This window comes from Streptomyces sp. NPDC024017 (assembly GCF_040638895.1).
Lineage (GTDB): Bacteria > Actinomycetota > Actinomycetes > Streptomycetales > Streptomycetaceae > Streptomyces.
Map to the genome: position 1 here is coordinate 49,564 of NZ_JBEZYZ010000012.1, position 19,727 is coordinate 69,290.

Below are 19,727 nucleotides of genomic sequence, written 5' to 3' on the forward strand. Positions count from 1 at the left end.
GACACGCAAAAGCCGGTGCCGGTCACCCAAGTGGGCGACGGCACCGGCTTCTTGACGTCGTGTGGGATCATCCCACGAGATTGTCGGCCAGGTCCTCGCTGAGGTTGGCCTCCGTGCCCGGAATGCCGAGGTCGGAGGCGCGCTTGTCGGCCATGGCCAGCAGGCGGCGGATCCGGCCGGCGACCGCGTCCTTGGTCAGCGGCGGGTCGGCGAGCGCGCCCAGCTCCTCCAGGGAGGCCTGCTTGTGCTCCATCCGCAGCCGGCCGGCGGCGGCGAGGTGCTCGGGCACGTCGTCGGCGAGGATCTCCAGGGCGCGCTGCACCCGAGCACCGGCGGCGACGGCCGCACGGGCGGAGCGGCGCAGGTTGGCGTCGTCGAAGTTGGCGAGCCGGTTGGCCGTGGCGCGCACCTCGCGGCGCATCCGTCGCTCCTCCCAGGCCAGCACCGACTCGTGCGCGCCGAGGCGGGTCAACAGGGCGCCGATGGCGTCACCGTCCCGGACGACGACCCGGTCCACGCCGCGCACCTCGCGGGCCTTCGCGGGGATCTGGAGGCGCCGGGCGGCGCCGACCAGGGCGAGCGCCGCCTCGGGGCCCGGGCAGGTCACCTCCAGGGAGGAGGAGCGGCCGGGCTCGGTGAGCGAGCCGTGCGCCAGGAACGCGCCACGCCAGGCGGCCTCGGCGTCGCAGGTGGCCCCCGAGACCACCTGCGGGGGCAGGCCGCGGATCGGGCGGCCCCGCCCGTCGACCAGGCCGGTCTGGCGAGCGAGCTGATCGCCGCCCGCCACGACGCGCACCACGTAACGCGAGCCTCGGCGCAGCCCGCCCGGAGCCATCACGATCAGCTCGGAGCTGTGGCCGAAGATCTCCAGAATGTCCCGCTTGAGACGGCGGGCCGCCATCGCCGTGTCCAGCTCCGCCTCGATCACGATCCGACCGCTCACCAGGTGAAGGCCGCCGGCGAACCGCAGAATGGCGGAGACCTCCGCCTTTCTGCAGCAGGTCCGGGTGACGGGGAGCCGGGAGATCTCATCCTTCACCGCTGCCGTCATCGCCATGGGCCGATCCTTCCATGCATCCGAAAAATACGGTCGTACGCGGCGGCCAACAGCTCCGGGTCGTGCCTCGGGGTGCCGTCGGGCCGGGCCACCGGCGCCAGCTCGACCGCGGCTCCGAACCGCTTGGCGGCATCGGTCAGGGAGTCACGGTCGGGCACGGCGGCCTCGTCGGCCAGCACCACGTCCAGGGCGAGTTTAGGGGCGTGTCGTCCCAAAACCTCCAAATGACGCTGCGGGGAGAAGCCCTCGGTTTCTCCGGGCTGCGGCGCGAGGTTCAGGGAGAGTACCCGGCGGGCCTTCGTCTGGGTGAGCGCGTCCAGCAGCTCGGGCACGAGCAGGTGCGGGATGACCGAGGAGAACCAGGAGCCGGGGCCGAGCACCACCCAGTCCGCGTCCAGGACGGCCTCGACCGCCTCGGGCACGGCCGGCGGGTCGTTCGGCACGAGGTGCACGGACTGCACCTCGCCCGGGGTGAGGGCCACGGTCGCCTGACCGCGGACCGTGTCGACCTCCTCCGGGCGCTCCGGGTCGTGACCCTTGACCAGGGCCTGGAGCTCCAGCGGCACGGCGGACATCGGCAGCACGCGCCCCTGGGCGCCCAGCAGCCGTCCGACCAGGTCGAGGGCCTGGACATGGTCGCCGAGCTGCTCCCACAGGGCGACGATCAGCAGATTGCCGACCGCGTGCTCGTGCAGGTCGCCCTGGGACTGGAAGCGGTGCTGGATGACGCGGGCCCAGGTCTGGCCCCAGTCGTCGTCGCCGCACAGCGCGGCCAGCGCCTTGCGCAGATCGCCGGGCGGCAGCACGCCCAGCTCGTCGCGCAGGCGCCCGCTGGAGCCGCCGTCGTCGGCGACGGTGACGACGGCGGTGAGGTCGCCGGTGATCCGGCGCAGCGCGGCGAGCGAGGCGGACAGGCCCATGCCGCCGCCGAGGGCGACGACCTTGGGCTGGGTGCCCCGGCGGCGCGGCCTGCCGCCCCGGGCCTCGGCGGGCCGGCCGCCCTTTCCGCCGTTGCCCTCGGGCACCACCCGGCGCAGCCGGCTCAGCCGCGGTGTACGTCGTGTCATTCGCGTCCCATGTCCCGGTGTACGACCACCGTCTCCACGCTCTCGGCGGCGAGCCGGGCGGCGAGCTTCTCCGACATGGCGACCGAGCGGTGCTTGCCGCCCGTGCAGCCCACGGCGATGGTCACATAGCGCTTGCCCTCACGGCGGTAGCCGGTGGCGACGAGCTGGAGGAGCTCCGTGTAGCGGTCGAGGAACTCCTTGGCGCCGGGCTGGTTGAAGACGTACCCGGAGACCTCGTCGTTGAGGCCCGTGAACGGGCGCAGCTCCGGGACCCAGTGCGGGTTCGGCAGGAAGCGGCAGTCGACGACGAGGTCGGCGTCGACCGGCAGGCCGTACTTGTAGCCGAACGACATCACCGTGGCCCGCAGCTCCGGCTCCTCCTCGCCGGCGAACTGGGCGTCCATCTTGGCGCGCAGCTCGTGCACGTTCAGGCTGGAGGTGTCGATCACCAGGTCGGCGTCGCCGCGCAGCTCGCGCAGCAGCTCGCGTTCGGCGGCGATGCCGTCGACGATGCGGCCGTCGCCCTGGAGGGGGTGCGGGCGGCGCACCGACTCGAAGCGGCGGACCAGGGCATCGTCGGAGGACTCCAGGAAGACGATCCGCCGCGTGACGTTCTTCGCCTCCAGGTCGGCGAGGGACTCGCGGAGGTTGTCGAAGAAGCGGCGGCCGCGGACGTCGACGACGACGGCGATCCTCGCCACGTTGCCCTGGGAGCGGGCGCCGAGCTCCACCATGGTGGGGATCAGCGCCGGCGGCAGGTTGTCGACGACGAACCAGCCGAGGTCCTCCAGGCACTTCGCTGCCGTGGAGCGCCCGGCTCCGGACATGCCGGAGATGATCACCAGCTCTGGGATGGCCGCGTCCGGGACCGGGGCCTTCTCGTTGGGCGTGCCCGTACTCACCTGTGCTCCGTCTCCGGCTTGCTCGTGTTGCCCGTCGTGCTCGTTCACATTCATGTCTCCTGCCCCCGTCGTTCGTCCGGGGCGCCCATCGTCACGGGTTCCCCACTGGAACCCATCGTGCCGGGTTCCTCCTCAATGATCTCTCCAGTCGCCGTGTTGACGGCGGGTGCGGCCGGGGCCGAGCGGGCGAGAGCCACGGCGATCGTCTCGGCCGTCTTGCGGCCTATGCCCGGCACCTCGCAGATCTGGTCGATGGTGGCGGCTCGCAGTTTCTTCAACGAACCGAAGTGCTTCAGAAGTGCCTGCTTGCGCGTGTCCCCGAGGCCGGGGACGTCGTCCAGGGGGCTGGAGCGGAAGCGCTTGGACCGCTTCGCGCGCTGGTAGGTGATCGCGAACCTGTGGGCCTCGTCACGGACGCGCTGGAGCAGGTACAGGCCCTCGCTGGTGCGGGGCAGGACCACCGGGTCGTCGTCGCCGGGCAGCCAGACCTCCTCCAGGCGCTTGGCCAGGCCGCACACGGCGATGTCGTCGATGCCCAGCTCGTCCAGGGCGCGCCGGGCGGCCGCGACCTGCGGGGCTCCGCCGTCGACGACCACGAGCTGGGGCGGGTAGGCGAACTTCTTGGGGCGGCCGTCGTCCTCGGTGAGGCCCGTCCCGACGATCTCGCCGTTCCTGTCGATCTCAGGGGTCTCGGCGTTCTCGCCGTCGGTCCACTCCCCCGTCTTCTCCTTCTCGGCGAGATAGCGACGGAAGCGGCGGGTGATCACCTCGTGCATGGAGCGGACGTCGTCCTGTCCGGCGAAGCCCTTGATCTGGAAGCGGCGGTACTCGCTCTTGCGGGCGAGTCCGTCCTCGAAGACGACCATGGAGGCCACGACGTCGTCACCCTGGAGGTGGGAGATGTCGTAGCACTCGACCCTGAGCGGGGCGCTGTCCAGGCCGAGGGCGTCGGCGATCTCCTCCAGGGCGCGCGAGCGCGTGGTCAGGTCGGAGGCGCGCTTGGTCTTGTGCAGCACGAGCGCCTGCTGGGCGTTGCGCTCGACGGTCTCCATGAGGGCCTTCTTGTCGCCGCGCTGCGGGATGCGCAGGGAGACACCGGAGCCGCGCCGCCCGGCGAGCCACTCCTGGACCGGCTCGACGGGGTCGGGCAGGGCCGGGACCAGGACCTCCTTGGGGACGGCGTCGCCCGTCTCCTCCCCGTACAGCTGCTGCAGGGCGTGCTCGACGAGGGCGCCGGTGGTGATCTCCTCCACCTTGTCGGTGACCCAGCCGCGCTGGCCGCGCACGCGTCCGCCCCGTACGTGGAAGATCTGGACGGCCGCCTCCAGCTCGTCCTCGGCGACCGCGATCAGGTCGGCGTCGGTCGCGTCGGCGAGCACGACCGCGTTCTTCTCCATGGCCTTCTTCAGGGCGCCGATGTCGTCGCGCAGCCGGGCCGCCCGCTCGTACTCCATGTCGTCGGCCGCTTCCGCCATCTGCTTCTCCAGCCGGCGGATGTAGGTGTTCGTCCGGCCGGTCATGAAGTCGCAGAACTCGTCGGCCAGTTCGCGGTGCTCCTCGGCGGAGACGCGGTCCACGCAGGGGGCCGAGCACTTGCCGATGTAGCCGAGGAGGCAGGGGCGGCCGGTGCGGGCGGCGTTCTTGAACACGCCCGCCGAGCAGGTGCGTACGGGGAACACGCGCAGCAGCAGGTCGACGGTGTCGCGGATCGCCCACGCGTGCGCGTACGGCCCGAAGTAGCGGACACCCTTCTTCTTGTGACCGCGCATCACCTGCACGCGCGGGTACTCCTCGTTCATCGTCACCGCGAGGTACGGGTAGCTCTTGTCGTCGCGGTACTTGACGTTGAACCGGGGGTCGTACTCCTTGATCCACGAGTACTCCAGCTGGAGCGCCTCGACCTCCGTGGACACCACCGTCCACTCCACGGACGCCGCCGTGGTGACCATGGAGCGGGTGCGCGGGTGCAGGCCCGCCAGGTCCTGGAAGTAGTTCGCCAGGCGCTGGCGCAGGCTTTTCGCCTTTCCGACGTAGATCACCCGGCGGTGCTCGTCACGGAACCTGTAGACCCCCGGCGAGTCGGGGATCTCACCCGGTTTGGGGCGGTAGCTGGAGGGGTCGGCCATGTCTCACACCCTACTGGCGAGCACCGACACTCCGGCGCGCCGCGGGACACGATCACGACCCCGGCCGGGAGGCAGTTTCCAACGGCATGTCCCGCCCCGGGGTTACGGCCCCCCGGGAGCGGGAATGTGGCTCACCCACGGGACACGGCGACGTCCGGCGGACGGCGCCCGTCCCGCGGTGCAGGCACAGGTTGTCGGTGCGGACCGTCGTTCCCGGTGCGGAGCGGGCGGGCCACGGGTCGGAGGGCTGCGCACATGAGGCAGATGCGGATCGAGAAAACCCGGCGGGCGGTCCGTGCCCGCAGGTACACGGACGAGCCGTTGGCGCTGCGCGACGCCCTGGACCCGCGCGATCCCGACATCGCGCGGGCCAAGCGCCTGGCTCTCAGGGAACAGGGCGGAAGCGACCGCTCCTAGAAGCAGACGTCCACCGCACACGTCCACTGCGAACGCCCGGGGCGCACGCCCCGGGCGTTCGCATGTCCGGACGGAGCCGGCCGGGAGCGCGTACGTCACTGTCCGGCATCAAGTGTTGTCGGGACCAGGTCAACACGCTTCAATGCGGGGGAACTCGGGGCCCTGAACGACGGCGTACGGATGTGAAGACCTCCCCCGCGCCGGGGGGACGGCCCCGGGCGGCCCGCGCCGACGGTCTGACCAGCCGTCGCCGACTCACAGAGAGGCCCCTGCATGCCGCACGCCCCACAGCAAGCGGACGTCGCCACCGCGGAACTGGACTCGGCCCTGCGAGGCGGCCCCTTCCACGTCGCCCTGCGGGCCGCGATCGCCGCCCGCGGACTGCCCCTGCAGCGCGTGCAGCACCATCTGTCCCGCCACGGTGTGAAGGTCGGCGTCACGAGCCTGAGTTACTGGCAGCAGGGGGCCCGGCGTCCGCAGCGCCCCGAGTCGCTACGGGCCGTGCGCGCGCTGGAGGAGATCCTGGAGCTTCCAGAGGAGTCGCTGATCCGGCTGCTCGCCGAGTCCGGAGAGAGCCCGTCCGGGCTGCGGTCCGCCGCCCGCTCCTACCGCTCCCTCGTCGAGGCCTCCGGGGTCCTGGACCAGTTGCTGGCCGAACTCGGCTGTCCGCCGGACGGGGGCCTGCACACGCTCGGCCATCACGAACGGCTCCGGATCGGGGCGCGGCGCGAGCTGGCCGAGCGCGAGTCGCACCACATCGTGCGCGCCCACCGGGACGGCATCGACCGCTTCGTGGCCGTCCACCACGGGGACCGGGGAGCCACGCCGGAGCGCATGAGGGTGCACGCCCTGGAGAACTGCCGTATCGGACGCGTCCGTTGGCACCGCGACACGGGATTGCTCGCTGCCGAGCTGCTCTTCGACACCCGACTGCGGGCCGGGGACACCTTCCTGTTCCGCTACGGCGTCGAGGACGGCACGGCGGGCGTGGCACGCGAGTACGTCCGCGGCTTCGACTCCCCCGGCGGCCAGTACGTCCTCCAGGTGTGCTTCGACGCTGCGGCCCTGCCGGTGCGCTGCCACCGCTTCGCGCAGCACTCGGCTGCGGCGCCGCGCAGCGGGTGCCAGGACCTGGCTCTGAGCGGCCGGCACCGGTCGGTGCACCTGGTCGAGCCGCGGGTGCGGGCGGGTTTCCTGGGGATCGGCTGGGACTGGGAGTAGACAGCTGAAGGCAGCGGCCGCAGTCGAGGCTGCGGCTGCCGGCCACTGCCCGCTGCCCGTCGTCCGCCGGCCTGGCCCGCTGTCCGTTGTCCGCTGCCTGACGTAAACGCTTGCGCAAACGTTTACGTCCGCCGTCGGATGCGATACGTTCCCCGCCTGGGACCTGACTGAGGAGGCGGGAGCGGTATGGCGACCATGGCCGACGTCGCGCGGAGCGCCGGTGTCTCCGTTGCGACCGTCTCGCATGTGCTGAACGACACCCGGCCGGTGCTGCCGCACACCCGCCAGGCGGTCCTTGATGCCGTGGAGGAGCTCGGCTACACCACGAACACGCTGGCCCGTTCCCTGGTGACGGCCCGTACCCGGTCCATCGGGCTGGCGGTGTCGGCGATCAGCAACCCGTACTTCACGGAGATCGTCCAGGGCGTCGAGACCGCCGCGCTGGAGGCCGGCTACAGCCTGCTCATCGCCGATCCGCACGACGACCCCGAGCACGAGCGCAAGGTCGTGCAGCTGCTGCACGAGCGCCGGGTCGACGGCATGATCGTCGCGCCCTCCGCCGAACCGCGCGGGCTGCTCGCCTACCTGGGGCGGCACGACGTACCGGCCGTGTTCCTCGACCGGCTGGTGGACGCCCCCGGGAAGGACGGCGGTCCGCGCTTCGACCAGGTGTGCGCCGACAACGCCGAACCGACGTCCCGGCTGGTCACCCATCTCGCCGGGCTCGGTCACCGGCGGATCGGGCTGGTGGCGGGGCGGCCGGGGCTCAGCACCACGAGTGAGCGGATCACCGGCTACCGCAGCGGTCTCGCGTTCGCGGGGCTGGCGTACGACGGGCGGCTGCTGGTGCACGGCGACTCGGAGTCGGCCGGCGCCGAGCAGGCCACCGAGGCCTTGCTGTCCCTGGGCGTGCCGCCCACCGCGCTGGTCACCGGCAACAACGCCATGACCATCGGGGTGCTGCGTGCCCTGAGCGCGCGCGGCCTGTCCGTGCCGGGCGACATCGCGCTGTGCTGCTTCGACGACTTCGCCTGGGCGGATCTGTTCTCGCCCCGGCTCACCGCGATCGCCCAGCCCGGCAAGGACATCGGCGCGCGGGCCGTCCGCGTGCTCCTGGAGCGGCTCGCCGAGCCGGACCGGCCCGCCCGGACCGTGCGTCTGCCCTGCGCCTTCGTCCACCGCACGTCGTGCGGCTGCCCCAGTTCGTCCGAGGAAGGAACCCTGTCGTGATCGTCGTCGCCGGTGAGGCACTGATCGACCTGGTACCGCGGGGCACGGGTGCCCTGGCGGCGCTGCAGCCCGCGCTCGGCGGCGGTCCGTTCAACACGGCCGTGGCGCTGGGCCGCCTCGGTTCCCCCGCGGCCTTCTGCTCGCGGGTGTCGTCCGACGCCTTCGGAGAGGCCCTGCTGGACCGGTTGCGCGAGACCGGGGTCGACGTGTCGTCGGTGCAGCGGGGCACCGAGCCGACGACCCTGGCCGTCGCCACGGTCGGCGCGGACGGCTCGGCGGCGTATTCCTTCTACGTCGACGGGACGGCGGACCGGCTGTTCGCAGCGCCCTCGGCGCTGCCGCCGGGCACCCGGGCCGTGTCCTTCGGCACCTGCTCGCTGGTGCTGGAGCCGGGGGCAAGCGCGTACGAGGAGCTGATGCGCCGGGCGGACGCGCAGGGTGTGTTCACCGCGCTGGACCCGAACATCAGGGCCGGGCTGATCCCGGACGCGGACGCCTACCGGGCACGGTTCAAGAGCTGGCTGCCGTCGGTGTCGCTGCTGAAGCTGTCCGCGGAGGACGCCGAGTGGCTGGGCGGCACGCCCCGGGAGTGGCTGGCGGCCGGTCCGGCGGCGGTCGTGATCACTCGGGGCGGCGACGGGCTGACCGCCTTCACCGCCGACGGCGGCGAGTATGCGGTGCCGGGCGAACGGGTGGCGGTCGTGGACACGATCGGCGCGGGCGACACGGTCAACGCGGCCCTGCTGCACGGGCTCGCCGAACGCGATGCCCTCAGCGCCCGGGCGCTTGCCGGACTTGGCCCCGGCGGCTGGACGGAACTGCTGGGCTTCGCTGCCCGCGCGGCGGCGGTCACCTGCTCACGGGCCGGGGCGGAACCGCCGTACGCGCACGAACTGAAGGGCTGACCGGCCGGCGGCCGGTGGCGGGCCGAGGGCGCTTCAGCCGGTCTCGCCCATCGCCACCGCCCGCAGTGCGCCGGGGCGGCGGCCGTTGAGGCGGTCGAGTGCGGCGGCCGTGGCGTCGTCCGCCGGAAGGTGGATGACGAGCTGCTGCCCCTCGTCGGGAAGCGCGAGCGTCTCGTGCAGGAGCCGCAGGGAACCGGCCTCCGGGTGCTCGATGTGCTGGGAACCCGTCCGCCGCGGCGCCATGGCCAGGTCGGCGAACCGGTCGGTGAAGTCCGCGCCCGCCGTCACCGACAGCTCGTCGGCCAGCTCGGCGAGGTACGGGTCCCGGAGGGGAACGCCGTGCCGGAGCCGGGCGACGAGATCGTCGGCCACCCGGTCCCAGTCACGGTAGGCGCTGCGGGCCCGCTCGTCGGTGAACAGATACCGGAGCAGGTTGGGCCGCTCGTCGTCGAGCAGACCGAGGGGGCCGACCAGCCGCTCGTACCCGGCCGTGTGGGCGAGGACGTCGCCGATCCAGTTGACCACCAGCGCGGGAGTGGGCTCCAGGCGGTCCAGCACGGCCCGTACGGTGGGGCGCGCCGCGTGGCTGAGCGCTGGGGCCGCCGCACAGACCAGCACGTCGCCGCCGTTCGCCTCCTTGGTCAGGCGGCGCAGCAGCATCCGGTCGTTGAGGGAGAGGTTCAGGGCGTCGGCGAGGGCGCCGAGCACCTGGGCAGAAGGGTTGCGGTCGCGGCCCTGTTCCAGCCGGGTGAGGTACTCGACGCTGACGCCGGCGAGCGTGGCCAGCTCGGCACGCCTCAAGCCCGGGGTGCGGCGCCGGGGGCCCGCGGGCAGCCCCGCCTCGGCCGGGGTGACGGCTTCGCGCCAGGTGCGCAGGAACGTGCCCAACTCGTTGTCGCTCACCCGCCGAACGTACAGCGCGCGCGGGCGCGGAGGGTGGCCCCGTCACTACCAGGCTCCGGCCGGTCTCCCTCCCGGGCCGCGCGGCTCTCAGGGTGGAGGGCATGACGAATGAGACCGCTACCGCCGCTGCCGCTCTGCCGCTCGCTCCGGGGCCCTGGGCCCTCGACCCGTTCCACTCCTCCGTGAACTTCACCATCCGGCACCTGGGCATCGCCAAGGTGCGCGGGCGCTTCGAGCGGCTGGAGGCCGAACTGTTCGTCGGGGAGCGGGTCGAGGACGTGCGGGTCTCCGCGACCGTCGACCTGGCCTCGGTCAACACCGGCAACGCCGACCGGGACGCGCACGTCCGCGCCTCCGACCTGCTCGACGTGGAGAAGCGCCCGACGATGACGTACCGCTCGACGCGGGTGTCGGGCGAGGGCGAGGACTGGACCATGGAGGGCGAGCTGACGATCGGCGACGTGACCCGCCCGGTCACGCTCGCCGTGGAGTTCGGCGGGCTGGTCGACGTGCCCATGGACGGCAGCCGGCACGCCGGGTTCGAGGCGACGGGCGAGATCCGGCGCGGCGACTTCGGGCTGGACTTCGCCCCCGGTCTGCTCGGCGACGTGGTCAAGATCCAGCTCGACATGCAGTTCGTGGAGCCGAAGAAGGCCTGACCGCACACCGAACGCGCCGTGCCCCGCAGGACGTTGCCTGCGGGGCACGGCGCGTTCGGCAGGAGACCTCAGCCCTTGCTGGTCCGGGTCGTCTTCTTCGCGGCGGCCTTGGTGGTCTTGGCCGCCGTCTTCTTGGCGGCCGTGCCGGCGACCGTCTTGGTGGCGGTCTTGCGGGCCGATGCCGTCTTGGCCGCGACCGTCTTGCGGGCCGTCGTCTTGCGCGGCGCCTTCACCGAGGACGCGTCGCTGACGCGGTCGGCGCCGAGGACCTCCCGCAGGAACTTGCCGGTGTGGCTGGCCGGGACCCCGGCCACCTGCTCGGGCGTGCCCTCGGCGACGACCAGACCGCCGCCGGCGCCACCTTCGGGGCCCATGTCGACGATCCAGTCGGCCGTCTTGATCACGTCGAGGTTGTGCTCGATGACGATGACCGTGTTGCCCTTGTCGACCAGTCCGGACAGGACCGTCAGCAGCTTGCTGATGTCCTCGAAGTGCAGACCGGTGGTCGGCTCGTCCAGGACATAGACCGTGCGGCCGGTGGAGCGCTTCTGCAGCTCGCTGGCGAGCTTCACGCGCTGCGCCTCACCGCCGGACAGGGTGGTCGCGGCCTGACCGAGGCGGACGTAGCCGAGGCCGACGTCCTTCAGCGTGTTGAGGTGCCGGGCGATCGCGGGGACCGCCTCGAAGAACGCCGTGGCCTCCTCGATCGGCATGTTCAGGACCTCGGCGATGGACTTGCCCTTGTAGTGGACCTCCAGGGTCTCCCGGTTGTACCGGGCACCGTGGCAGACCTCGCACGGGACGTAGACGTCCGGGAGGAAGTTCATCTCGATCTTGATGGTGCCGTCGCCCGCGCAGTTCTCGCAGCGGCCGCCCTTGACGTTGAAGGAGAAGCGGCCGGGCAGGTAGCCGCGGACCTTCGCCTCGGTGGTCTCGGCGAACAGCTTGCGGATGTGGTCGAAGACGCCGGTGTACGTGGCCGGGTTGGAGCGCGGGGTGCGGCCGATGGGCGACTGGTCCACGTGCACGACCTTGTCGACGAGGTCGTCGCCGTCCACGCGCGTGTGCCGCCCGGGCACGCTCCGCGCGCCGTTCAGCTCGCGGGCCAGGTGCGTGTACAGGATGTCGTTGACCAGCGTCGACTTGCCGGAGCCGGACACGCCGGTGACGGCGGTGAACACGCCCAGGGGGAACGAGACGTCGATGTCCTGGAGGTTGTTCTCCCGGGCGCCGTGCACCGTGAGCTGCCGGGACGGGTCCAGCGGGCGGCGGATGTCGGGCAGCGGGATGGCCTTCTTGCCGGACAGGTACTGACCGGTCTGCGACTCGGCGTTGGCGAGGAGATCCTTCAAGGAGCCGCTGTGCACGACCTTGCCGCCGTGCTCACCGGCGCCGGGGCCGATGTCGACGACCCAGTCGGCCATCTTGATCGTGTCCTCGTCGTGCTCGACGACGATGAGCGTGTTGCCCATGTCGCGCAGCCGGACCAGGGTCTCGATCAGCCGGTGGTTGTCGCGCTGGTGCAGACCGATGGACGGCTCGTCGAGGACGTACAGGACGCCCACGAGGCCGGAGCCGATCTGGGTGGCCAGGCGGATGCGCTGGGCCTCGCCACCGGACAGGGTGCCGGCCGCGCGGTTCAGCGAGAGGTAGTCGAGGCCGACATCGACCAGGAACCGCAGCCGCTCGTTGACCTCCTTCAGCACGCGCTCGGCGATCTTCTTGTCGCGGGCGGTGAGCTTCAGCTCGCCCAGGAAGTCCGCGCAGTCGCTGATCGACATCGCGGAGACCTCGGCGATGGACTTGTCCATGATCGTGACCGCGAGGACGATCGGCTTCAGGCGCGTGCCCGAACAGGTCGGGCAGGGTACCTCACGCATGTAGCCCTCGAAGCGCTCGCGGCTGGAGTCGCTCTCGGCCTCGCTGTGCCGGCGCTTGACGAACGGGACGGCGCCCTCGAAGGCCGTGGTGTAGCGGCGCTCGCGCCCGTAGCGGTTGCGGTAGCGGACCTCGACCTGGGTCTTGTGGCCGTGGAGCAGGGCCTTCTTGGCGCGCTGCGGGAGGCCTCCGAAGGGGATGTCGGTGCGGAAGCCCAGCGCGTCGGCGAGGGCGCCGATCAGGCGGCCGAAGTAGTCCTTGGTGTGGCCGTGCGACCAGGGGTGGATGGCGCCCTCGTCGAGGCTCTTGTCCGGGTCCGGGACGATCAGCTCCGGGTCGACCTCCATGCGGGTGCCGATGCCGGTGCAGTCGGGGCAGGCGCCGAAGGGCGAGTTGAAGGAGAAGGAGCGGGGCTCCAGCTCCTCGAAGGACAGGTCGTCGTACGGGCAGTACAGGTGCTCCGAGTACATGCGCTCGCGCTCGGGGTCGTCCTCGGGGAGGTCGACGAAGTCGAGCACGACCATGCCGCCGGACAGGCCGAGGGCGGTCTCCACGGAGTCGGTGAGGCGGCGCTTGGCGCCGTCCTTGACCGTGAGGCGGTCGACGACCACCTCGATGGTGTGCTTCTCCTGCTTCTTCAGCGTGGGCGGGTTCGACAGCTGGATCGTCTCGCCGTCCACCCGCGCGCGGGAGTAGCCCTTGGTCTGGAGGTCGCCGAAGAGATCGACGAACTCGCCCTTGCGCTCGCGCACCAGCGGCGACAGCACCTGGAAGCGGCTGCCCTCGGGCAGCTCCAGGACCCTGTCGACGATGGCCTGCGGCGACTGGCGCGAGATCGGACGGCTGCACTCGGGGCAGTGCGGCTTGCCGATGCGCGCGAAGAGCAGACGCAGGTAGTCGTAGACCTCGGTGATGGTGCCGACCGTGGAGCGCGGGTTGCGCGAGGTCGACTTCTGGTCGATGGAGACGGCCGGGGACAGGCCCTCGATGAAGTCGACGTCCGGCTTGTCCATCTGGCCGAGGAACTGCCGGGCGTACGAGGAGAGGGACTCCACGTAGCGCCGCTGTCCCTCCGCGAAGATGGTGTCGAAGGCCAGCGAGGACTTGCCCGACCCCGACAGGCCCGTGAAGACGATGAGCGAGTCGCGCGGGAGATCGAGCGAGACGTTCTTGAGGTTGTGCTCGCGCGCTCCACGAACGATGAGACGGTCGGCCACGCCGGTCCGCACCTTTCTTGAGAGAAGTGACAGGGGCGGGGCCCCCGTCTTTCTCAGACTAGGGGGAGCCACTGACAACGCCGGTCGGATTCACGGGTTGCCAACAAACCCCGGCTCTCCAGCATGCCCGACGCCACGTCCGACCATATAGCACGTGCTTTCGATTTACGGCACTGCTTCACCACCTTCACCCGAAGGAGTGGCGGAGCTAGGGTCAGCACCATGATTGATCACGCTCATGACCTGGCGTCTGTACGTGACGCGACGGAGCGGCTGCTGACCGCAGTCGGCAAACTGGACAACGCGTCTGTGACCCACCCGTCACGGCTGCCCGGCTGGAGCCGCGGCCATGTCCTGGCCCACCTCGCCCGCAACGCGGACGCCCTCGTGAACGTCCTCGAGGGGCGTCCCATGTACGTCTCCGGCGAGGCCCGGGACGCCGACATCGAGCGGGACGCCCCGCGTGCCCTCGACGCCCAGCTCGCCGACCTGCGCGAGAGCGCGGCCCGCTTCCAGGAGACCGGGGCCGCTCCGGCGGACTGGTCGCGCACGGTGGAGCTGCGCAACGGGGTCACGGACTCCGCGTCCCGGGTGCCGTTCCGGCGGTGGGTCGAGGTGGAGCTGCATCACGTGGACCTGGGGATCGGATACGAGCTGGAGGATCTGCCGGCGGAATTCACGCAGCGGGAGATCGACTTCCTCGCCGACCGGTTCGCCGGGCATCCCGACGTACCGTCCACGCGCCTCACGGACGGCACGCGTGCGTGGAGCACGGAACGGGACGCGAAGGAGGGGCCGGAAGTGACCGTCACGGGCTCCCCGGCGGACCTGCTGGGCTGGCTCGCCGGCCGCCGCACCGGGGCGGCACTGACGGTGGACGGGGGTCCGCTGCCTGCGCTGCCGCCGCTCTAGGGCCGCTTCCCCGGCAGCAGGACCGGGGCCACTCCCCCGCTATAGGCTGGCGGACATGACGTACAGCGGAGAGGTGACGGTCGGCGGACCGGCCGATGTGCACGAGCTCAAGGACCTGATGATCACCAAGATCGCGGTGGGTCCGATGAACAACAACGCCTATCTGCTGCGCTGCCGGGCCACGGACGAGCAGGTGCTGATCGACGCCGCGAACGAGGCGGAGACGCTGCTCGGCATGATCGGTGACGACGGCATCGCGTCCGTCGTCACGACCCACCGGCACGGCGACCACTGGCAGGCGCTGGCCGAGGTCGTGGCGGCCACCGGCGCCCGCACCTACGCGGGCCGCGAGGACGCCGACGGCATTCCCGTACCGACCGACGTGCTGGTCGACGACGGCGACACCATCCGGGTGGGGCGCGTGGAGCTCACCGCGCGCCACCTGGTCGGGCACACGCCCGGTTCGATCGCCCTCGTCTACGACGACCCGCACGGGCATCCCCATGTGTTCACCGGGGACTGCCTGTTCCCCGGCGGTGTGGGCAACACCCACAAGGACCCCAAGGCGTTCGCCAGTCTCATCCACGATGTCGAGACCAAGATCTTCGGCGCCCTCCCGGACGAGACCTGGGTCTACCCGGGGCACGGCAACGACACGAGCCTGGGCGCCGAGCGCCCGCACCTGCCGGAGTGGCACGCGCGCGGGTGGTGAACCGCGCACGCGCCCCGTGTGAATCGTTCGCACACGCCGGTGTCGCACGTGCGCTCCCCTCGAACCTGGTTGCGCAGTCAACTGGTCTCAGCCCCGCGCAGGATGACGGCTCCTGGGCGGATGGGCCGCCGGCCTGTCGTTCCCCGCCCTCGGTCGGCGGCCCCGGCGCCTGCCGACACGGCAGTGGCCGGGACGCGTTCACACAGCTGCAACACCCGTTCCCACTATCCGGACATGTGTTGCCGTGACCTCGACAAACGGGTCCCTCGGCTGTCAATCTCCCGCCATGCATCCTGCCCCGCGTGCCCTGCGCCGCGCTGCCGTCGCCGTCGCCCTCCTCGCCGCCGCCGTGAGCTGCGCTCCGCAGCCGGAGTCGGGCAAGCCGTCGTCGTCCGCCGGGAACGCGTGCAAGAAGGGCGAGTTGGCCACGCGGACCTCGGGCAAGCTGACGATCGCCACCGACGAGCCCGCCTACGAGCCGTGGTTCAAGGACGACGAGCCCGCCAACGGCAAGGGCTTCGAGTCGGCGGTCGCCTACGCCGTCGCAGAACGGCTCGGCTACGGCAAGGACAAGGTCGCCTGGCAGACCGTCCCCTTCAACAAGGCCTTCGCGCCGGGTGAGAAGACCTTCGACTTCGACATCAACCAGGTGTCCGTGAGCGAGGAGCGCAAGAAGGCGGTGGACTTCTCCTCCGGCTACTACGACGTGCGTCAGGCCGTCGTCGCGCTGAAGGGCTCCAAGGCCGCCAAGGCGAAGAGCGTCGCGGACCTGAAGGGCGTGAAGCTGGGCGCACAGGTCGGCACCACCAGCCTCGACTACATCGACGACGTGGTGCGGCCCACGCAGGCGGCGGCCGTGTACGCCAAGAACGACCAGGCCAAGTCCGCGCTGAAGAACGGCCAGGTCGACGCGATCGTCGTCGATCTGCCGACCGCCTTCTACATCACCGGGGCCGAGATCACCGACGCGACGATCGTGGGTCAGTTCGAGCACCAGGGCGGTACGCCGGAGCAGTTCGGTCTCGTGCTCGACAAGGGCAGCGCGCTCACCCCCTGCGTCTCGCGGGCCGTGGAGGCGCTGCGCAAGGACGGCACGCTCGCGAAGATCGAGCAGCAGTGGCTGTCGGACGCCGTAGACGCGCCGGTGCTCAAGTGACGGTGAACAAGGAAGAGCTGGGCTCCGGCGAGCGCGAGGCGGCAGACGACTACGTCCCGTCGCGGCGGCGCCTGGACCGGGAGCGCTACCGGCGCACCCGCGCCCGGCGCGCGACGGCGATCGGCGCGCTCTCGACCCTCGCCACCGCGGCCGTCCTCTACCTCGTCGTCGTCAACGCCCCGGGCTGGCCGCGCACCAAGGAGACCTTCTTCGACTGGGGGTACGCGCGCGAGGCGTTCCCGAAGGTCCTCGAAGGGCTGTGGCTGAACGTCCGGCTGCTGCTGGTCTGCGGTGCCGCGGTGCTCGTGCTCGGCATGCTGATCGCCGTCGCCCGCACGCTGCGCGGACCGGTGTTCTTCCCGCTGCGCTTCCTGGCCGCCGCGTACACGGACTTCTTCCGGGGGCTGCCGCTCATCATCAACCTGATGATCGTGGTCCTCGGCGTCCCGGCGCTGCGGCTGCAGGGGGTGACCGTGGACCCGGTGCTGCTCGGCGGCACCGCGCTCACCCTGACGTACTCGGCGTATGTCGCCGAGGTGTTCCGCGCCGGCATCGAGTCCGTGCACCCCTCGCAGCGCGCCGCGGCCCGCTCGCTGGGGCTGAGCAACCGGCAGGCGCTGCGGTACGTGGTGCTGCCCCAGGCGGTGCGCCGCCAGGTGCCGCCGCTGCTGAACGACCTGGTGTCGCTGCAGAAGGACACCGGACTCGTCTCGATCGGCGGTGCGGTGGACGCCGTGCGGGCCGCCGACATCATCGTGGGCCGCAGCCTCAACTACACGCCGTACATCGTCGCCGGTCTGGTCTTCGTCGCGCTGACCATCCCCATGACCCGCTTCACGGACTGGGTGACGGCCCGGATGGACCGCCGTCAGGCCCAGGGAGGAGCCATATGAGCGAGACGCCCGTGCTGCGTATGGAGTCCGTCCGCAAGACCTTCGGCGGCTCGGTCGTGCTGCGGGACGTCGACCTGGAGGTCGCGCCGCACACGGTCACCGCTCTGATCGGCGCCTCGGGCTCCGGCAAGTCCACGCTGCTGCGGTGCGCGAACCTGCTGGAGGACATCGACGACGGGGCGATCTGGCTCGACGACGAGGAGATCACCGACCCGCGCGCCGACCAGGACGCCGTGCGCCGCCGGATCGGCGTGGTCTTCCAGGCGTACAACCTGTTCCCGCACATGACGGTCCTGGACAACATCACGCTCGCCCCGCGCCGCGTGCACGGTGTGCCCCGAGCCGAGGCCGAGGCACGCGCGCGTGAACTGCTGGAGCGGCTGGGACTCGGCGGGAAGGCGGGCGCGTACCCGGACCGGCTGAGCGGCGGACAGCAGCAGCGCGTGGCGATCGTCCGCGCCCTGGCCGTACGCCCCCGGCTGCTGCTGCTCGACGAGATCACCGCCGCCCTCGATCCCGAGCTGGTGGGCGAGGTGCTCACCGTCGTCCGCGGGCTGAAGGACGAGGGCATGACCATGGTGCTGGCCACGCACGAGATGGGCTTCGCCCGGGAGGTCGCCGACCAGGTGTGCTTCCTGGAGGGTGGCGTGGTGCTGGAGCGCGGCACCGCCGAGCAGGTCTTCGGGGATCCGCAGCAGGAGCGCACGCGGCGCTTCCTGCGGCGGATCGTGGAGGCGGGGAGGCTGTAGGAAGCCGCCGGGCTGTAAGGGGCGTCCGCCATGGCCGGCGGGGCTTACCGGCAGCGGCTCACGCGTTCGCCTTGCCCGCCCCCGCCAGCGCCGCGACGCGCTCCACACCGAACACGTACCCCTGCACGCCGCAGCCCGCGATGACCCCGTCGGCGCGCAGCGAGACGTAGGAGTGGTGCCGGAACGACTCGCGCTGGTGGATGTTGGAAATGTGGACCTCCAGCACCGGCAGTCCGTCACAGGTGTTGAGGGCGTCCAGGATGGCGACGGAGGTGTGCGAGTAGGCACCGGGGTTGATCACGATGCCGCAGTGGTTCAGCCGCGCCTCGTGGATCCAGTCGACCAGCTCGCCCTCGTGGTTGGACTGGCGGAAGTCGACCGTGCCGCCGTGCGCGGCCGCCGCCTTGGCGCACAGGGCCTCGACGTCGGCGAGCGTGTCGGAGCCGTAGATCTCCGGCTGGCGCTGGCCGAGCAGGTTCAGGTTGGGGCCGTTGAGGATCATGATCGGGGCGTGGGCCAGGGTGCGGGGCACGGTTCCTCCGGTCCGTTCAGGGTCGGGCGGCCCGTGGCGGACCGCTGCTCACAGCCGGTTTATCACGGTGCGCCGGCAGCCCGCCGGGCCGTAGCCTCCCGGCATGACGAGCCTGACCAGCCCGACCTGTCCGCCCAAGCCGTCCCCGGGTGACCGCATCGCCGTGATCTCGCCCTCCTCCGGCCTGCCGGGGCTCTTCCCGCTCCCCTACGAGCTGGGCCTCCAGCGGCTGCGCGAGGAGTTCGGGCTGGAGCCGGTCGAGTATCCGGCGACGCGCACCATGGGCGCCACGCCCCGGGAGCGGGCCGACGACATCCACGCGGCCTTCGCCGACCCGGAGATCAAGGCCGTCATCGCGTCGATCGGCGGCGACGACCAGATCACCGTGCTGCCGTACCTGGACCGGGAGTTGATCCGGGCCAACCCGAAGCCGTTCTTCGGGATGAGCGACAACACGAACCTGCTCGCCTTCCTGCGCACCTGCGGCATCGTCGGCTTCCACGGTGGCAGCGTGATGTGCGAACTGGGCCGCCCCGGGGCCATGCATCCGCAGACCGCCGAGTCCCTGCGCGCCGCCCTGTTCACCTCGGGACCCTACGAGTTGAGGCCCGCCGAGCGGTGGCGTGACATCGACCGTGACTGGGCGGACCCGGCGACCTTCGACGCGGAGCCCGAGACCCGGCCCGGTACCGGCTGGACCTGGGTGAACCCCGGCCGGGTGGCGGAGGGCCGCAGTTGGGGCGGCTGCCTGGAGATCGTCGCCTGGCTGCTGATGGCCGACCGGGAGATCGCCCGCGACCTGTCCGAGTACGACGGCGGCGTGCTGCTCCTGGAGACCTCGGAGGACATGCCGAGCGCCACCGAGGTCTTCCACACCCTGCGGAGCATGGGCGAGCGCGGGCTGCTCAGGCGCTTCTCGGCCCTGCTGATGGGCCGGCCGAAGACATGGTCCTTCGAGCGGCCCAACACCCCGGAGCAGGCTGCCCGATACGCCGCCGACCAGCGTGAGGCCGTACTGCGCGCCATGCGGACCTACGCCCCCGAGGCCACGATCGTCTTCGACGTGGACTTCGGGCACACCGATCCGCAGCTGGTGATCCCGTACGGCGGCACCGTGCGCGTGGACGGACCCGCCCGGCGCATCACGGTCACGTACTGAGGGCCCCCAAGCCCGCCGCGCGCCCCCGTAAC

At 71.5% G+C, this 19,727-nt stretch carries 18 protein-coding genes; 11 read left to right on the plus strand and 7 right to left on the minus strand.

The features are described 5' to 3' along the window. Positions 1-67: 67 nt before the first annotated feature. From whiA to uvrC, 4 genes are read right to left on the minus strand one after another with little or no spacing between them, the layout of a single operon-like run. A complete protein-coding gene (gene whiA / locus AB0G20_RS29505) occupies positions 68-1,057 on the minus strand; it encodes a DNA-binding protein WhiA (RefSeq protein ID WP_361307552.1) in 990 nt (329 codons plus the stop codon). Continuing rightward, the gene (yvcK, locus tag AB0G20_RS29510; RefSeq protein WP_361307554.1) at positions 1,048-2,124 is read right to left on the minus strand and encodes a uridine diphosphate-N-acetylglucosamine-binding protein YvcK; all 1,077 of its coding nucleotides are present in this window, start codon (positions 2,122-2,124) and stop codon (positions 1,048-1,050) included. The genes whiA and yvcK overlap by 10 nt, the downstream gene beginning before the upstream one ends. Beyond that, the gene (gene rapZ / locus AB0G20_RS29515; protein ID WP_361307556.1) at positions 2,121-3,080 is read right to left on the minus strand and encodes an RNase adapter RapZ; all 960 of its coding nucleotides are present in this window, start codon (positions 3,078-3,080) and stop codon (positions 2,121-2,123) included. Before rapZ ends, yvcK begins: the two co-directional genes overlap by 4 nt. Further along, positions 3,077-5,152, minus strand: coding sequence for an excinuclease ABC subunit UvrC (gene uvrC / locus AB0G20_RS29520; RefSeq protein ID WP_361307558.1), 2,076 nt, complete (start codon positions 5,150-5,152; stop codon positions 3,077-3,079). Before uvrC ends, rapZ begins: the two co-directional genes overlap by 4 nt. A 264-nt stretch (positions 5,153-5,416) precedes the next feature. Between uvrC and AB0G20_RS29525 the strand changes: the two genes are divergently transcribed. From AB0G20_RS29525 to AB0G20_RS29540, 4 genes are all read left to right on the plus strand, one after another. Continuing rightward, positions 5,417-5,569 (plus strand): hypothetical protein, encoded by a 153-nt coding sequence (locus AB0G20_RS29525; RefSeq protein ID WP_200839649.1) that lies wholly within the window; start codon positions 5,417-5,419, stop codon positions 5,567-5,569. Positions 5,570-5,842: 273 nt separating this feature from the next. Continuing rightward, the gene (locus AB0G20_RS29530) at positions 5,843-6,790 is read left to right on the plus strand and encodes a hypothetical protein (RefSeq protein ID WP_361307560.1); all 948 of its coding nucleotides are present in this window, start codon (positions 5,843-5,845) and stop codon (positions 6,788-6,790) included. Between the two features lie 186 nt (positions 6,791-6,976). Continuing rightward, positions 6,977-8,020 (plus strand): LacI family DNA-binding transcriptional regulator, encoded by a 1,044-nt coding sequence (locus tag AB0G20_RS29535; protein WP_361307562.1) that lies wholly within the window; start codon positions 6,977-6,979, stop codon positions 8,018-8,020. After that, positions 8,017-8,925, plus strand: a complete 909-nt coding sequence (locus tag AB0G20_RS29540) for a carbohydrate kinase (protein WP_361307564.1) — start codon at positions 8,017-8,019, stop codon at positions 8,923-8,925. Before AB0G20_RS29535 ends, AB0G20_RS29540 begins: the two co-directional genes overlap by 4 nt. A 33-nt stretch (positions 8,926-8,958) precedes the next feature. Here AB0G20_RS29540 and AB0G20_RS29545 read toward each other — a convergent pair whose 3' ends face one another. Then, positions 8,959-9,828, minus strand: a complete 870-nt coding sequence (locus tag AB0G20_RS29545; protein WP_361307566.1) for a helix-turn-helix domain-containing protein — start codon at positions 9,826-9,828, stop codon at positions 8,959-8,961. 101 nt (positions 9,829-9,929) lie between these two features. On the opposite strand from AB0G20_RS29545, the gene AB0G20_RS29550 reads away from it, so the two are divergent. Beyond that, positions 9,930-10,487: a YceI family protein gene (locus AB0G20_RS29550; protein ID WP_361307568.1), complete on the plus strand. Its 558-nt coding sequence runs from the start codon at positions 9,930-9,932 to the stop codon at positions 10,485-10,487. A gap of 68 nt (positions 10,488-10,555) precedes the next feature. Here the strand turns inward: AB0G20_RS29550 and uvrA are convergent, their stop codons facing one another. Further along, on the minus strand, positions 10,556-13,582 hold the full coding sequence (gene uvrA, locus AB0G20_RS29555; protein WP_361307570.1) for an excinuclease ABC subunit UvrA: 3,027 nt from the start codon (positions 13,580-13,582) through the stop codon (positions 10,556-10,558). A 222-nt stretch (positions 13,583-13,804) separates the two neighbouring features. Here uvrA and AB0G20_RS29560 point away from each other — a divergent pair, with 222 nt between their 5' ends. From AB0G20_RS29560 to AB0G20_RS29580, 5 genes are all read left to right on the plus strand, one after another. Continuing rightward, positions 13,805-14,494, plus strand: a complete 690-nt coding sequence (locus tag AB0G20_RS29560) for a maleylpyruvate isomerase family mycothiol-dependent enzyme (RefSeq protein ID WP_361307572.1) — start codon at positions 13,805-13,807, stop codon at positions 14,492-14,494. A gap of 55 nt (positions 14,495-14,549) precedes the next feature. Next, positions 14,550-15,206: an MBL fold metallo-hydrolase gene (locus AB0G20_RS29565; RefSeq protein ID WP_361307574.1), complete on the plus strand. Its 657-nt coding sequence runs from the start codon at positions 14,550-14,552 to the stop codon at positions 15,204-15,206. 286 nt (positions 15,207-15,492) lie between these two features. Then, the gene (locus AB0G20_RS29570; protein ID WP_361307576.1) at positions 15,493-16,362 is read left to right on the plus strand and encodes an ABC transporter substrate-binding protein; all 870 of its coding nucleotides are present in this window, start codon (positions 15,493-15,495) and stop codon (positions 16,360-16,362) included. Continuing rightward, positions 16,359-17,255 (plus strand): amino acid ABC transporter permease, encoded by an 897-nt coding sequence (locus AB0G20_RS29575; protein WP_361307578.1) that lies wholly within the window; start codon positions 16,359-16,361, stop codon positions 17,253-17,255. Before AB0G20_RS29570 ends, AB0G20_RS29575 begins: the two co-directional genes overlap by 4 nt. Further along, a complete protein-coding gene (locus AB0G20_RS29580; protein WP_361307580.1) occupies positions 17,252-18,004 on the plus strand; it encodes an amino acid ABC transporter ATP-binding protein in 753 nt (250 codons plus the stop codon). The genes AB0G20_RS29575 and AB0G20_RS29580 overlap by 4 nt, the downstream gene beginning before the upstream one ends. A 58-nt stretch (positions 18,005-18,062) precedes the next feature. Here AB0G20_RS29580 and aroQ read toward each other — a convergent pair whose 3' ends face one another. After that, on the minus strand, positions 18,063-18,536 hold the full coding sequence (gene aroQ, locus AB0G20_RS29585) for a type II 3-dehydroquinate dehydratase (protein WP_361307582.1): 474 nt from the start codon (positions 18,534-18,536) through the stop codon (positions 18,063-18,065). Between the two features lie 112 nt (positions 18,537-18,648). Here aroQ and AB0G20_RS29590 point away from each other — a divergent pair, with 112 nt between their 5' ends. Then, positions 18,649-19,695 carry a S66 peptidase family protein gene (locus tag AB0G20_RS29590; protein WP_361307988.1) on the plus strand — a complete coding sequence of 349 codons (1,047 nt, stop codon included), beginning with the start codon at positions 18,649-18,651 and terminating at the stop codon, positions 19,693-19,695. The last annotated feature ends 32 nt before the right edge of the window (positions 19,696-19,727 follow it).